Annotated in this window: 13 protein-coding genes and 1 riboswitch; of the genes, 5 read left to right on the top strand and 8 right to left on the bottom strand. The window is 41.2% G+C overall.

The genetic code is table 11. The annotated features are described in order from the left end of the window. The first annotated feature begins 33 nt into the window (after nucleotides 1-33). Entirely contained in the window at nucleotides 34-1047 is a 1014-nt protein-coding gene (locus E4K67_RS24845; RefSeq protein WP_158408574.1) for a nucleoid-associated protein, read from the top strand. Between the two features lie 67 nt (nucleotides 1048-1114). Next, nucleotides 1115-1711 carry a class I SAM-dependent methyltransferase gene (locus E4K67_RS24840; RefSeq protein ID WP_135551665.1) on the top strand — a complete coding sequence of 199 codons (597 nt, stop codon included), beginning with the start codon at nucleotides 1115-1117 and terminating at the stop codon, nucleotides 1709-1711. Between the two features lie 58 nt (nucleotides 1712-1769). Here E4K67_RS24840 and E4K67_RS24835 read toward each other — a convergent pair whose 3' ends face one another. Continuing rightward, the gene (locus E4K67_RS24835) at nucleotides 1770-3650 is read right to left on the bottom strand and encodes an HD domain-containing phosphohydrolase (protein WP_199242644.1); all 1881 of its coding nucleotides are present in this window, start codon (nucleotides 3648-3650) and stop codon (nucleotides 1770-1772) included. An 865-nt stretch (nucleotides 3651-4515) separates the two neighbouring features. On the opposite strand from E4K67_RS24835, the gene E4K67_RS24830 reads away from it, so the two are divergent. Together E4K67_RS24830 and E4K67_RS24825 are read left to right on the top strand one after the other, a co-directional pair. Then, on the top strand, nucleotides 4516-5205 hold the full coding sequence (locus tag E4K67_RS24830) for an ABC transporter ATP-binding protein (protein ID WP_135551663.1): 690 nt from the start codon (nucleotides 4516-4518) through the stop codon (nucleotides 5203-5205). Then, nucleotides 5205-5870 carry a heme exporter protein CcmB gene (locus E4K67_RS24825; protein WP_135551661.1) on the top strand — a complete coding sequence of 222 codons (666 nt, stop codon included), beginning with the start codon at nucleotides 5205-5207 and terminating at the stop codon, nucleotides 5868-5870. Before E4K67_RS24830 ends, E4K67_RS24825 begins: the two co-directional genes overlap by 1 nt. Before the next feature lie 144 nt (nucleotides 5871-6014). Here the strand turns inward: E4K67_RS24825 and E4K67_RS24820 are convergent, their stop codons facing one another. Genes E4K67_RS24820 through E4K67_RS24810 form a run of 3 tightly spaced genes read right to left on the bottom strand, consistent with a single transcriptional unit; the run spans nucleotide 6015 to nucleotide 9369 of the window. Beyond that, nucleotides 6015-7814, bottom strand: a complete 1800-nt coding sequence (locus tag E4K67_RS24820) for a carbohydrate-binding domain-containing protein (RefSeq protein ID WP_135551660.1) — start codon at nucleotides 7812-7814, stop codon at nucleotides 6015-6017. Nucleotides 7815-7828: 14 nt separating this feature from the next. Next, nucleotides 7829-8518, bottom strand: coding sequence for a DUF4956 domain-containing protein (locus E4K67_RS24815; protein WP_135551658.1), 690 nt, complete (start codon nucleotides 8516-8518; stop codon nucleotides 7829-7831). A gap of 23 nt (nucleotides 8519-8541) precedes the next feature. Next, nucleotides 8542-9369: a polyphosphate polymerase domain-containing protein gene (locus tag E4K67_RS24810; protein ID WP_135551656.1), complete on the bottom strand. Its 828-nt coding sequence runs from the start codon at nucleotides 9367-9369 to the stop codon at nucleotides 8542-8544. A gap of 490 nt (nucleotides 9370-9859) precedes the next feature. On the opposite strand from E4K67_RS24810, the gene E4K67_RS24805 reads away from it, so the two are divergent. Continuing rightward, nucleotides 9860-10249, top strand: coding sequence for a (deoxy)nucleoside triphosphate pyrophosphohydrolase (locus E4K67_RS24805; RefSeq protein ID WP_135551654.1), 390 nt, complete (start codon nucleotides 9860-9862; stop codon nucleotides 10247-10249). Between the two features lie 203 nt (nucleotides 10250-10452). Here the strand turns inward: E4K67_RS24805 and E4K67_RS24800 are convergent, their stop codons facing one another. The 4 genes from E4K67_RS24800 to E4K67_RS24785 all read right to left on the bottom strand — a co-directional run bounded on the left by E4K67_RS24800 (nucleotide 10453) and on the right by E4K67_RS24785 (nucleotide 14784). After that, complete coding sequence (locus E4K67_RS24800) at nucleotides 10453-11835, bottom strand: sensor histidine kinase (protein ID WP_135551652.1); 1383 nt, start codon at nucleotides 11833-11835, stop codon at nucleotides 10453-10455. Beyond that, entirely contained in the window at nucleotides 11832-12524 is a 693-nt protein-coding gene (locus tag E4K67_RS24795) for a response regulator transcription factor (protein WP_135551650.1), read from the bottom strand. Before E4K67_RS24795 ends, E4K67_RS24800 begins: the two co-directional genes overlap by 4 nt. A gap of 129 nt (nucleotides 12525-12653) precedes the next feature. After that, complete coding sequence (locus E4K67_RS24790; protein ID WP_135551648.1) at nucleotides 12654-13367, bottom strand: hypothetical protein; 714 nt, start codon at nucleotides 13365-13367, stop codon at nucleotides 12654-12656. A 256-nt stretch (nucleotides 13368-13623) separates the two neighbouring features. Beyond that, entirely contained in the window at nucleotides 13624-14784 is a 1161-nt protein-coding gene (locus E4K67_RS24785; protein ID WP_135551646.1) for an MFS transporter, read from the bottom strand. 104 nt (nucleotides 14785-14888) lie between these two features. Continuing rightward, nucleotides 14889-15061: riboswitch (cobalamin riboswitch) on the top strand. Nucleotides 15062-15093 lie beyond the last annotated feature (32 nt).

Here is a 15093-nt window from a genome sequence, read left to right as displayed (position 1 = left end):
GGAAGATATTGGGTCAGTAAAGAGGGGCAAAAAGTGAATAATTGTATTTTTGACAAAACTATTTTACATATTTTAGATGCTAATTTACAAGTTCCAATACTATCTATAAAAGAAATGAATAATGAAAAAGATATTGATGACTTCTTGAAAAAACATCTCAGTAAGATTATTAATGATAGTGATCTTAAAAATGTCTTATTCGAACTTAATGGAAATAAAATATATGATTTGTGCAAAAAAATCAATCTAGATAAAGAAAGCTTTATCGACGTAAGTGTTGAACTTGCTAATATGTTATTTGCAATAATGAAGGAAAACCCTAGCATCCCTTCCGGTGATGTAGTATTTGCTACCTTTGAAGACAGCGGTAATAACTACTTTTTATTAATGAAACTAAATTATAGAAATAGTTATATGCACTATGTATCGAATACTGATCAAGGTAATTTTAATAACCTGATAAAGCAAAAAACTACTTTGCCAAATGAAACACAAAAGGTTGAAGAATGTATTCTTATTAACCTATCAAACTTCGAATGTAAGATATTAGAAAAGCAATATGAAATTTGCGGGCAAAAAGAATACTACTTATCAAAGTACTTCCTTAAATGCGTTAGTGAGTTGTCTAATTCGCAAAAATTAAAGGTGTTAGATAAGGCAGTTAGTAAAGTCAATAAAAAATATTTCGATGAAGAATTTGATAAAGTCTCTAAATTCAGAACCTGCCTTGCAGAAGGGATTGAAGAGACAAATAGCATACAGGTTGATTTAGTAGCTGAATCCGTTTTTGGAGATAACCAGCAAATAAAAAAAGAGTATCTTGAGGAAGTCAAAAAGCTAGGTTTGGTAGAAAATATAGTTGAAATACCCGTAACTAACAGTACCACAAAAAAATATAGAACTCAGAAATTAAAGACTGATAGTGGAATAGAAATTAATTTCCCTTCTAATTTCTACGATAACAAGGAGTTAATTGAATTTATTAATAATCCTGATGGCACAATCTCAATACTGATTAAAAATATAACCAAAGTTATTAATCAGTAAGAGAGAAGTGGGAGTTTCACGATTGAAAGAAGGAAACTAAAAATTCCTTTTTAGGGAGTTTAGAAAAATGATAAACTTAACGGTCGATTTCTATAATAAGAACGCCCATGAATTTTATAATAATACGCTAAATGTGGATATGAGCGAACACTACAGAAGATTTGAAGAATACCTTCTTCCAGAGAATCGTATTCTTGATGCAGGTTGCGGTTCCGGCAGGGACAGTCTATATTTTCTCAGCAAAGGATACAATGTTGATGCCTTTGATGCGTCGGAGGAAATGGTCAATTTGAGCTCGAAACTTACTGGGTTGTCCGTTCTGCATGCTAAATTTGAGGATGTCGATTTAGATGGTATGTTTAATGGCATATGGGCTTCTGCATCGCTTTTGCATGTTGACAGAGGATCCATCATCAACATACTCCAAAGGCTAGCCTCAAAACTATCCGAGGACGGTGTGTTTTTCATGTCATTCAAATATGGGGACAAGGTTTATCAGAAGGATGACAGATTGTTTAACGGTTATGATGAGAATTCCTTTAGTGAAATGTTAACTTACATTCCAGTACTGACAATTTGCGAACTATATAAAACCGCTGATGTTAGGGACGAGAGAATCAATGAATACTGGCTTAGTGCTATAGTTAAAAAAATGCACCTATGAGGTGCAAGAGCACAAGCACAAGGGGGACTCACTTAAATATTAAGACAGGGATCGTTCGTCACGAGTTAATAACATTGTCAATAAAGATCTTTACTAACTCTGGGTCGAACTGAATCCCGGCATTCTTCTGAAGTTCTGCAATAGCTACTTCATCCGGTAAAGCATCTCGATAGCTTCGTGCGCTCGTCATGGCATCATAGGCATCTGCAATGGCAATAATCCTGGGTTGAAGGGGTAATTCCTCACCCTTTAAACCCTTTGGATAGCCTAGGCCATCCCATCGTTCATGATGAGCCAACACGTATTCGGCCATTTCTACCATCCCATTGACAGTGCTCAGAATACGATAACCGATTTCCGGATGACGTTTAATTTCTTCCCATTCATTCTTGGTTAGTATACCCGGCTTATTGAGTATTTCTTCGTCGATTGCGATCTTGCCTATATCGTGAAGTAAGCCGACGGTTTTAAGTTCTTGAATTTCTCCTTCCGGCAAACCAAGAGCCTCTCCCATACTTTGACAGAGTGCGGAAACTCGGTAGGAGTGCTCTTCTTCCCGTTTGTTCTTTTCGTGAAGGGTCTTTATAATCGTCTGTATAGTTTTTCCACGCATACTTGGACCTTCAAAGAGTTTTCTCTTATACATAAAATCTTCCGCTTTATTTAATAATTCGAGAATATCCTCTGTCTCGGAACGTTTTGTTTCGTAGCCAAAAGAAATCGATAATTCAATTGAACCCACTTTTTCCTTTCCAGCTAACGCATTGATTCGTTTAAGAATTTGCTCCGTTTCAACACAATCCGTTTCGGGCAACAAAATGACGAATTCATCTCCGCCAAGTCGGGCAATTATATCATCGCCTCGGCAGCCTTTACGAAGCACATCGGCAACGTTTTTTAGAAGTTCATCTCCAAAGGCATGACCAAAGGAATCATTAATCAGCTTAAGCCCGTTGACATCGGCCATCACAAGTGTCAAGGGAAAATTCCTTGCGACATCGAGTCGTTTTAACTCCTCTTCGAAAAAGCGCCGATTATATAGACCGGTCAGTTGATCATGGAAACTCAAATACACTATTTTCTCTTCATAATGTTTTCGATCCGTCACATCCTGAATCATGCCAATCAAAGAAACTGCCTTGGCTTGGTGATCGAAATCAATTTTTCCAAGTTCATGCACCCAGCGTTCCTCTCCATCATGAATGCGGATGATTTTATATTCGAAATCGAAACCCTGTTGTGCCCGGGTCACCTTAGAAAAATAATTAATAATTGGGGCCCTCCAATCAGGATGAATAATCGCCAACCACCCTTCCCTCGTGTGTGGATAGGTAGAGTCTATCCCCAAAATTTCATGCAGCTCGGGTGAACACCGCCATTCTCTCGTTATGAAATCTGTGACATAGCTCCCCAATCGTGCCACTCTTTGTGATTCGCTTAACAAAGCGTTGTGTTGTTCTAATATAGTATTAAGCTCATCCAATTCACTCGTACGCATTTGTACCTTATTTTCAAGCTCCTCATTCAAGGCTCTGAACTCCTCTTCAACGTTCTCTCGCTTGACGATCTCCTCCTTAAGCAGAGCATTACTTTGTTCAAGCGCACTATATAGATCCTCTAGCTGTGAGGTTCTTTCAATGACTTTGCTTTCGAGTTCTGCATTTAACTCTCTAATTTCTGCTTCAACTTGTTTTCTTGCCCTGAGGTCATTCCATAGCTCACTGGTTTTTTGTTTAACCAGTCGCTGAAGCGTCCTATTCCAGATAAACATCAACAACGCCACCAGAAAGACTGCGCTTCCTATGACAATCACTCTGAATGAGGGATTGTCATAGGAAGGTGCACTTGGGGAGGCTGCGCTGACACGGTTCGTGTATAATAGCAATATAGAAAAACTTAGCGTCCAAAAGATTATAAATTTACGACTCGTGATTTTCATGGAATATACCCTCCAAAGCGTTACCACCGCACCCTCTATCCCATTCGGCTCATGCCGATTAAAGCGAGGCATTTGTGTTTGTCTATTTCTGATTTCCCAAAAAACGACTCGAATCACTCTAATTATTACTTATTCTTCATAATTTGAAGAAATCCTGCAATATTGTCCTCTTAGACTCATGGATACAAGGAACTCAGAAATCGTCCAAAGGATGATAAAATGAGAAGATCCACTCTACGATTATGTAGGTGGATCTTCTCATTATCTATGAAATGCTATCAGTTTCCGAAAGTAGGGAATATTGGACATGTTCACTGGATACACCAAACACTCACGATATTAACCCTGTCTCTGATCTTATGAAGGGCTTTTGTAGCTTCACTGGGACAGTGGAGAGGAAAACCTGTATGGGGACATAAGCTAGTAAGTATTACAGCGAATGCGGTTTTAGAACCCCAAATATTATTAGGGATTATTCTTTTATTCAGTGGAACAATACCGTCGATAAACCACCATTATAGCTACTCTATAGAGAAGCGCATGGTAGTAGCGTTGCTACAGTGGGAAGCGCCTGGGGAGCGGCTATAACAGTAATTATCATCTAAATTTAACGTGATGCGGATGTTAAGAAGCTTATAACAGAGGAGAACGAAAGAGGAGGGACGGTTAAGCCGTTCCTCCTCTTCATAGTTATTCATACCTCATTGAAGCTAAGGAAAACTGTAGCAACTGATGAGGATATTGCGTAAGATACTTCCTCTATAATATTGGGTGTGATGCTTATGGTAAATGTTAGAAGCATGTAGAAATCAGTCATGATATAATAGGAAGGATAGCGTTATAAATAAGATGTGTTGAGGTATATATGATAATTTTAAAGAATGTCAGTAAAGAGTTTGATTCAGGCTTTTCTATAAAAAACCTGAATCTTTCTATTAAAGCTGGAGAAAAAATAAATATTTTTGGTCCTAACGGAGCTGGAAAAACTACTTTTCTCAAAATCTTGGCAGGTCTAATTACTCCTTCGTCAGGTTCACTTGAAATTTTTGGATGTTCAATAAATAATAGGACAGAGATATTAAAAAACTTAGGTTTCGTACCTCAGTCTGGTCATTTTTATGAGACCTTAACTGTAAAACAAAATCTCGAATTTTATGGAAAAATGTATAGCTTTAACAAGTGTGAATTAGCTGAAAGAATTAGTGGACTTTTGACTAAATTTGATTTAAGCGCGAAGCTAGATATTAAAATCTCACAGTTATCAAAAGGGATGAAACAGCGACTTCTAATTATAAAAGCTTTGCTTCATGATCCAGATCTATTACTTCTCGACGAACCTTATTCAGGCCTAGATCTACAATCTTCAGAGTTCCTGTTCAGTTTTATAGATTCTATGGAAGCTAAGACTGTTATAACTGCTACCCATGATTTCGATACGGGGATTCGAGAAGGCCAAAGAATCATTATCTTCAATCAGGGTTCAATTCTGTTCGATGCTCAGTGGGAAGAAAGCATTCCTGCCTTTAAATCGTTTTATCGGGAGAAGGTGGGCTGATGATTAAACATGCTATTGCAATCGCTTATAAAGATTTCCAAATAGAATCCGGAAAATTGAGGTTGTTTACTTCTCTGATTTCCTTGTCTTTTATCTTGATATTTCTGTCCAGTCTAGTTTCAGCCAAAGTCCCCAATGCTAAACCTGAGATGGCAGCTTTAACAATTTGGCTAATACTCATCTATTTATTATTCCAAACCCTTAATAGGTCGCTTGCAACTGAAGATGAATCCGGTTGTTGGGATGCTCTACTGCTTTGTCCTATTTCAGCTAGGGCAATATTTCTGGGAAAATTCATCTATAATTTGTTCCTAGTAATTATCGTAGAACTGATAACATTTCCTTTCTATCTTCTCTTTTTTAACCTCTCTATTACGGTCGTCCTGATTCTTGTTCCCATTTTTTTAGCATCCCTAGGGTTTGTGGCTGTTGGTCTGCTAGTTTCTCTCTTTTCCCTAAGAAGCCAAGGACGTGAATTGCTGTCAAATGTGATTTCATTACCTTTATTTCTACCAGCCCTATTTTTGGGGCTCAGTATCACAATAGACATTTCTAAGGGTGCTGGATTCCACGATGTGTGGAAACCAATGATCTTCCTAGCTATTTATGATATAGTTTTTATAATCATTTCATTTATTGCCTTTGATACAAATCACATAGATTAAACCAGAAAATGTCAAAACGAAGATGAAATACCGATATTTCAATCGCTTACATATAAACGACTACAACCCGGGTTGTAGTCGTTGTTTGTATAAAAGCCCTTAGTACGATTAAATTATGATCCGAAGACGTCATCTATCTAGGCATTATTGTGGGCGTTGTCCACCAGCCCCCTTGCCTCCACCACCGGGTCCGGCATTTTGTGGCTTAGTGGTTACGCCAGATTCCGCAAGATAGGTAAGCGAGTCTGAAAGGGCAAAATCAACAATTTTAGTGTCTCCGGTATAAAGCGTATAGGTAGAGCCTACAGATAATTGGGGAGAAGAAATTGCAACCGAGTTATATTGTTTTGAGGGCGTATAGGTTGCAACAATAGTTCCATCCTTATCTTTAAGGGTTATTGTACTTCCCGCCGTTTGGGTAGAGGTGTAATTCATAAGAATAGATGGTTGTGAATTAGTATTTGGGGCCTGTGCCATTCCAGAGCTGCCGGAGGCTACGAGGGTTCCCCCGCTTATTGTAAAACTACCGTCATAATCAAGAGCACCATTATTATTTGCTGTTGGGCCATCAACATAGACAGTACCACCAGTCATATTTACACTTCCATTGGAATCCAGTCCGTCACCATTGGCCTTTAGAGCAACTTCGCCACCTGTGATATTCAAAACACCCTCCTTGTTATTAACATTTATTCCGTCGTCAGTAGAGGTAACGTTAATTTTCCCGCCGTTTACCGTTATATTAGTACCCTCTAAACTTTCATACGAGTTCTTTATGGTTATTTCACCATTGTTAATAAGGAGGTTGTTGTCAGCGTGTACCCCATCATCACCGCTTTCTAGGCTCAGGATACCACCATTTATGGCAATATCATTGTTGCTGTGTACTGAATCCTCATAGGATGAAATATTGATATTACCACCATTTACGAGAATACTTTGCCCCGCCTTTAAGCCTTTTTTGCTTTCCTCTGTACTCTCAGTACTCACAGTATTCTCGGTACTCGTTGTAGCAGTTGCATTTTGAGCAGGACGACCGCCGAAATTATTGTCCCCACTACTGATACTCTTGCCGGGATAACCACCGCCGGAGTTAAGTTTGAAGTTTCCATCGTCGATTTGTACTAGTTTAGCTGCTTGTATAGCATCATTTGCAACCGTAATAGTAAATTGTCCGTTTTGGATAACGACATTTCCCTTGCCCTCATCTGTTTCATTTGTAGAGCGCATACCGTCTTTGCCGGCGGTTATGGTAATGCTTCCGTTTTTAACATTAAGGCTGTCTTTGCCAACAATTCCATCAGCCTTCGCGTATACAATCAACGTACCGTCAGTAATTTTCAAGTCATCCCTGCTTGTTATACCATCGTTATAATCGGCTGTAACCGCTAATGTTCCGCTACCGGTTATTGTAAGGTCAGTCTTGCTGAAAATAGCAGCTGACGGTTCACCGTCGGCATCTACAATGGTGCCACTTCCACTAGTAACTGAATTTTCGGTGCCGTCTTCAAGGAGTATTACCGCCTTTTCAGCGCCTTTAATATAGATAGGAGCGCTTGTTTGGGAATTGATAGTTGCTTTGTTTAACACAAGAAATACCGTTTCTTTATCGGTCTCCTTATTAACATCTACAATAATACTCCCGTCCGTCAAAGTGCCGCTAATCTCATAAACACCTGATGCGGAGATCGTAACAACTGAGTCTTGTACGGCTAAGCTATCTCCTTTTACTGTAGCCGAACTTCCATCTAAGGCGATAGTCTTATAACTGCCGTTTTTCCAGTCAAAATAGTAATCGTCGGTATCATAGTTTACTGAAACTGGATTGATCGCGCTCGTAGTATTTATGCTTTCCACATCGGAGCTGTTTTTCGTGGCGGCACACCCTACTATACCTGTCAATAAAAGGGTAAGGGATAAAAGAATCCCAAGTGGTTTTTTCATAAGTTTAGTCTCCCTTAAGCGTAAATTTTATCTTCATATTCTTTCGATGTTAAGGCAATGTTCAGATTGCCATTACGACATCTAAGTTCGTCCAGAAAGTCTTTCTGATTGATCGACTGTTTTAAATTAAGGTTGTAAACCACTTCGAACAGGGTTCCGAAATTACTAGTTTTTACCCGTTGCATGTTCCAAGAATTTGAATAGGTGTTTAAGATATCATCAAATAGTCCTTGGAAGTTTAGGTTCTCTGGAACGGTGATTTTCAAGTTCATGGCATTAGAGCTTGGATTGGGAAAGTTAGTGTAATTCAGGAGGAACATGACTGAACATAATATCACGGCAAACATGGCTGCATAGACTATATATCCCATTCCACACGCTAAACCAACCGCTAAGGTGAAGAATACATAAGCAATATCCTTCGGTTGACCGGGAGCACTTCTGAAACGAATGAGGCTAAAAGCACCAGCTAGGCTAAAGGCTCTGGCCACATTATCTCCAATCAGTAAGATAATGACCGCGATGATGGCTGGTAACATAATCAAGGTGATGGTGAACCCTGCAGAATAGCCTTCTTTTTTATGAGTCTGGATATAAACAAGGCTGATAAACAAACCTATGACTAAGGCTGCACAGAGGATAGCCAGAGAGCTCATCAAAGTAAGGGATTCTCCACTCGTGGAGGCTAGTATCGTTTCTAACATTGTGCTGGCTCCTTTCAAGCGTATTAAATACTGTAACTAAGGCTATCGCTGGTGACTGAAGGGTCACTTCTCACCATACTTGGCCAGGGCTTGGCGCTAACCATACTTTCTCTATAACTGACATCGTGAGTTGGATAAAGATAGGGGCAGGTGTTTTCGAATTCTTGGCCATATTTTGAAAAGCCGGTACGGTAGATCAATAGATCTGAAAGTGTCTTAGATAACCACATTGGCACAGAATCGGAGAGCTTAACTTCCATTAAATACTGCCCTTTGTCTAAGAGTTGGTCTCCATAACTGGCTTTTTCCAAACTCAAGTCAGTTCTTCGGGTCGTGATCTCATAATCAAAGGTTACCCGAAAGTCCTTATCCTCTTTACCGAAAAAAGCCAGCCGTTTATAGCCGATGTAGACCGCAGGATCAACGTCGTTGTGACTCAGAAAATACTCGATTTCGCTGACGACCTGTTGGGTCATAGTGTTCGTCGTAACCGGCCGTTTCCCAAATTTGATAAAATCATCGGCCTCCTTCATTGTTAGGACTGCACGTCGCTTGTTGACGATGCCGCCGATTTTCTTTTTCAGTTCTAAAAACACCTTGTCATCCGGTGATGTTGATATGTTGTAGCTTCTCAAGCGGAGTTTTTCCTTATAATAGGGCTTGGAAAGAGAATGTCGAATTAAATTGTGATCACGGGTATCGTAATAAATATTGTAAATGCTGTAATCCTTTCCGTTTTGGCAATGATCATCGGGGTTCATGTACACTAGCAGTTTGGGAATAAGAGTATCAAATTGTGTTTGACTAAGCATAAATTTCATTTCATAACGTTTAAATGCTGTTATGGCCATTTCGGTTCCTCCTATTAATGGACTCATCACGAATCCTTATTACCACTCTTTGAAAGCGCGCTTGCTAGGGATCTGATGTTAGTATAGACTTACTCCCTGAGTTTGCGCTGAGAGTTAACTGAAAAAATGCTGAATCTCTGATATAAGTGTATAAATATACTGAAGATCACCCACAGATCACCCACGGGATGTTCAGAACCTTGTGTTTCTCATTGCGAAATAGCCTTTGTCCCATAGATGAAGCCGTCAATAGGGGAATAGCACCTTCTGTAAAGTAGGGCAGCGCAAAGCCCTGATATCCATTGTCAGCATGGCGGCTAATCTTGAAGTAGCTTGGGATGGGACGGGCACAGAAATGGGGAAGTGGATCAATCTTCCGTTGTATTGTGCATATTAAGGAAAATCCCTATAATTATAAATAAAGGTAGTTAAATGAATTCTAATGCCATGCGAGTGCTGGCTAGAGACATCAATTAAAGGATTGAAAAGCATGAAGGAAGTTACAGCAGCAATTATCTTAAAGGATAATAAAGTCCTGATCGCCCAACGTGCACCAGGTGAAAAGTTAGCCGGCAAATGGGAGTTTCCCGGTGGAAAGATCGAACTCGGGGAGACTCCACAGGAATGTTTAAAACGAGAGATTCAAGAAGAATTGGAGGTCGATATCGACGTTTTAGATTTCTTCGGTGAAAGCATCTATGCTTATCATAGCGGGTCTATCAATCTGATGGCTTTCTGGTGTCAGTGGATTGCGGGGGACCTTAAGTTGAGCGTACATAGCCGAATCGAATGGGTTACTCGCCAGCAGTTGGATTTATATGACTTTTCCCCTGCAGATATTCCTCTCGTAGAAAAGCTCAAAGCGGTCATGAATAGCTAAAACTTTGGACAGTGGATGTATATCAAAAAAACAGGTGCCGACAACTCGCTTGCGTTCGAGCTGCTGTGGAAAATTGGTGAGGAAAACATATCACCAAAAGCATTGAATGGAATATCATGGATTATTTCCGTTATAATTAGACAAAATTAATTAGCACCCCAAGTTCTCGTCTACGAGCTTGGGGTGCTTGTGCGTGGAGGGTCTTAGCGGTTGAGCGGTAGCCGGATCAGAAACTTGGCGCCTAGGCCTATCTGGCTTTCCAGTGAAACAGTTCCACCCATTCTTTTTAGCGATTCCTGAACAATCGCCAGCCCTAGACCGGTACCAGGAATAGACTGCGTATCAATTCCCCGGCGAAACCGATCAAAGATGTAGGGTGATTCGTCAGGCGGAATGCCTTTACCAGAGTCTTGTACGATGATAAGTGCTTCATTTTCGTCAACTTGAAGAGTCAAAGACACCATCCCACTAGGGGGTGTGTATTTGCAGGCATTATCCATCAGATTGTCTAAAGCCAATTCTAATAGGCGCTGATTAAGCATGACTTGTACAGGCGCTTCTGGGCAGACCGTTGTCAAACGATGACCACATTCGGCGGCTAGTGCCTCGTAAATGGGCTCTAATCGCTTGATGAACGCGCAAAGATCGGCAACCTCAAGGGCAAGAGTGTCCCCCTTGTCTAACGTTGCCATTTGCAGTAACCCGGAAATAATCTGCTCCATCCGTTCGACCTGGCGGCCGAGGGCAGGCAAGGCTTGCTCTAACCGCTCGGGGTGTTCTGTAATTACATCTTGGTACGCCCTCAGAGTGGCCACCGGTGTTTTCAACTCGTGAGCGGCATCAGCAGCAAAACGCTGCGCCGTATCTCGCTCAGCAGCCAGAGAACGGAACGATATCCGCAGTTGAAGTACCATCTTGTTGAACTGCTCCACCACCCGGTCCAGTTCGAAGATCCCGGGCCGATTTACCAGCTCCAGAAAGTTGCCGGCTGCCACGGTTTCTGTAGCCGATGCTAGCTGAGCTAAGGGCTTGCCGATCCAACGACTGAGCAACCACCCTATGACCCCGGATAGTACTAAGGCTAGACCCAGTACTTCCAGTATCTGAACGTAAAGATGGGATAAAAGCGCAAAGGCTGAAGTTGGCCAAGCAAAGCGGTAGAATGAGATCGAAGGAGATCCATTGTTTTCAGTAACGGATTGAAGGATAAATGAACCATCACCAGGCGGCTTCGAGATAGATAGGAACAGCATTTTTGTTTGCAGAAGGGTTTCATCCTCAAATAATCCTGGACCTGGACCCATTAGATTATTAAGCGATGGTGTGACTACCGGTTCAATGTCTATGCCAGGAAGGTTTTCCCGTAGAAGGGCAAGAGTTTCGGCTGGGGAGAGATTGCGCGCATTAGCATCCTTAAGCATAATTGCTGCCTGCTGTGCATATTGGTTTTTTTGGGCATTCTGAACAGAAACAGCGTAGAGAGACATGGCGTTGGAAAAGACATAACCAACAAACGAAAGAAGCAGGAAGGTTAGGACAATATAGCTAAAAACTAGCCGAGCCCGCAGACTTTGCCAAATTCTCATTGTTCTCCCTCCTGCAGTTTATAGCCGACGCCCCGTACACTAACGATGTAGCGAGGATTTTCCAGATCGTCACCGAGCTTGGCTCTGAGGTTGCGCACATGTACATTGACGGTCAGCGGGCTACCAGTGTTGTGGTCGGTTTGCCAGAGTGCCTCCATCAGCATCTCCCGGGTAAAGATCATTTTGGGGCGTTGAGCAAGGGTTAGGAGTACCTGGTACTCGCTGGGAGTAAGCTGGATTCGTTGATTACCGCGATACACAGACTGCCGTTCCGGAAGAAGAAGGAGGTCCAGTACTCGTATTCGCTTTTCCTCGCTTAGTTGAGCATTTGCCCGGCGCAAGAGAGCCCGTATTCGAGCCAGAAGTTCCCTCATACCGAAGGGTTTTGCTAAGTAGTCATCTCCGCCTAATTCCAAGCCAACAACTTTATCCGTTTCAGAGCTGCGGGCGGTTAGGAAAAGCACTGGGATGTTGCTTGTACGCCTCAGTTTCCGACAGAGGTCGAAGCCATTCAGATCAGGCAGACGGACATCGAGAATTACCAAGTCGTGTTCGCCAGATTCCGCCCGGCTAAGGCCGGAAATACCGTCAAGCATATGTTCCACTTGCCAGCCTTCATCCTCAATTCCCATTTTGATTGCTTCTGCTAGATCAAGATCATCTTCTACAAGGAGCAGCAGTGCTGACACAATGTGTTCACTTCTTTTCTAGTTATTAATAATCGTCTGATGAGTATACTCCCATTATTAGTCTCCCTTAGTACCGGTTCGAGCTTAGCATGCCCTGACCAGTACTAGGGGAGAGGGGGTTCAAGTTAGTTATTCTTTTGAAGGAAGATTAGGTAGCCCATTCAGAACTTTATCGGCAGTCTGTTGGGAAATCTTGCCCTCTTCGAGCAAGGCTTGCACCTGGGACTTTATCATCTCTGGTGAGGAGCCGGAAAGCTTAATCGGTTCACCGGACTCGTTCTTGAAGACGAGCATCATCTGATTTCCAGCAGGTTTTGAGTCACTCAAATTTATGGCTGGGTTATCAGACGATAGAATTTTATCTGCTTCCTCTCTGGAAAGCTTACCTGCCTCGACCAGTGCTTCCACCTTGGACTTTAGCATCTCTGGTGAGGTGCCAACGATTTTAATCTGGTCTCCGGACTCATTCTTGATGACAAGCTTCCTCTGATCTCCGGCGGGGATTGTATCACTAAAATTCTTTGATTGGCCATCAAATGACAGAATTTTATCTGCTTCCTCTTTGGAAAGCTTACCTGCCTGGACTAATGAGTCCACCTGGGCCTTTATCATTTCTGGTGAGGAACCAGAGATATCAATTGGGTCTCCGGACCCGTTCTTTATGGAGAGCATTAACTGCTTTTTAGCAGGCTGCTTATCACTCGAATCATTTACCGGGTTGCTTGACGCTAGAGCTGTACTTGCAAACAAAGTGCTAGCGATCAGAGCGGTACCTATGAGCATAGCAAACTTAGTGGTTCTTTTTTTCTTACTGGTTTCTTCTTTGGTATTCGTGAATTCCATGAATTATCCTCCTTTATATTGACAAATTCGTCTTGAGCGATATCTAAGGACTTTTTGTCTTATTTTAGTCATCCAGCGAGATGGGGATCGCTCACCTCCTCTTTAATATGGTTGTTGTCCCAATAATTATTAGAAATTCTGGAGAAAGTTCTTTTTGTACCTGCCTAAGTTCGCTCAAGCTACGATTGTTATTTAATCATAGTACGGTGTAGATTCAATCCCAGGTTTAATTAAGAAATCTACTCCATCCCAGCGTTCAGGTTGAGTCAACACGAGTATTCATTTTCCTTTTGACAGTTATTAAGCAGCTTATTAAAGCTATCGCGCTACAGATAAATGGCAATGCGAAGAAGCCCCATTTTGTAATAACGAAACCGCCTATTATGGAGCCAAGCGTAATTCCGATATATAATGCTGTGTTGTTTAAGGCTAGTACCATGCCACGGATTTCTGGAAATTCTTCTGCTAAACGGGCTTGATATGAAGTAAAGGAGGCATATCCGATAAGTGCCCAGAAGAACAATAAAAGATAAACCCAAGTTCCTGTTGAAAAGGAAAGACCTAATAGCGCAAGAATACCAATTAGCATGGCTGTACTGAATATGGATAGCATTCTTGAACCAATTATATTTGTAACTCTCCCACTGGATAAACTACCAAATACAGCCCCTATACCATAGACCGTAATTGAAAAGGCAAGTTCAGCCGGAGAAAAATGGTTATATAAAACCAACCCTGTCCCAAGATATACATAAAGAGCATACATAGCAATTGCCCAAAAGGTAGTTACACTCACTGCGGAAATAATTCTTATGACACTGCCTTTAGTCTGTGCCTCTACTGAATGTACTATGTTTATTGATGCCCAAACCCTAAAGTTTAAGATTGATAGTAAAGCAGCAATTGTAGCTAAACCTATAAAAATAGAACGCCACCCCAGAAATTGTTTTAACAGAGTTCCGATAGGTGCCCCTGCCCATAAAGCCATAAGATGTCCAGATACTACAAAGGAAAGCCATATCCCTCTGCGTTCTGGTGATGCTGTATCGCCGATAATAGCGTAGATTATAGGGGTTATTGCCGCAACAGATAAACCAGCCAATATACGACTGATTATTAACATTGTAAATGTAGGAGAAATGGCTGTTAAAAAATTGGATAAGCAAAAAGATAATAAACCGAAAATAATGAAAAAGCGTCGACCTTTGCGGTCTGAAAGCCACCCGAAAAATGGAGCACTAATTGCATACATAAGTGAAAATACGGTAACCATCCACCCTGCAACAGCAGGCGTTATTCTAAATTCTTGAGCGATGAATGGTAATAAAGGAGATATAACAAACAAATCAGTGCCAATAACAAATAAGGTAAGCCATCCCGTAAGAAGATAAAGGGTTTCTTTTAAGGTCAGGAACATATTTATCACCCATAACTAATATATCTGCTATTAATTTATCTATGAACATAGAGTGAGTAAACTCCTGTTGACAAAATAAACGAACTATTCTATCATAAGGTCAGTTGAATACATATTGATAGGTGCCCGCAAGGGATAATAGGGAACCAGGTTGAAATCCTGGACGGACCCACCACTGTAAGTAGATGTTGAAAATGTACATTTGCCACTGGGATAACTGGGAAGGCGTACATTCTAGTCTACAAGTCAGGAAACCTGCCTATAAAATATTGCAAAAAGGACAAAGGTAAAGTTCTAGCTTATTGGTAA

The sequence above is a fragment of the Desulfosporosinus fructosivorans genome (genome assembly GCF_004766045.1).
In the GTDB taxonomy this organism is placed as follows: Bacteria; Bacillota; Desulfitobacteriia; order Desulfitobacteriales; family Desulfitobacteriaceae; genus Desulfosporosinus; species Desulfosporosinus fructosivorans.
This window is presented reverse-complemented; position numbering and strand designations above follow the sequence as displayed.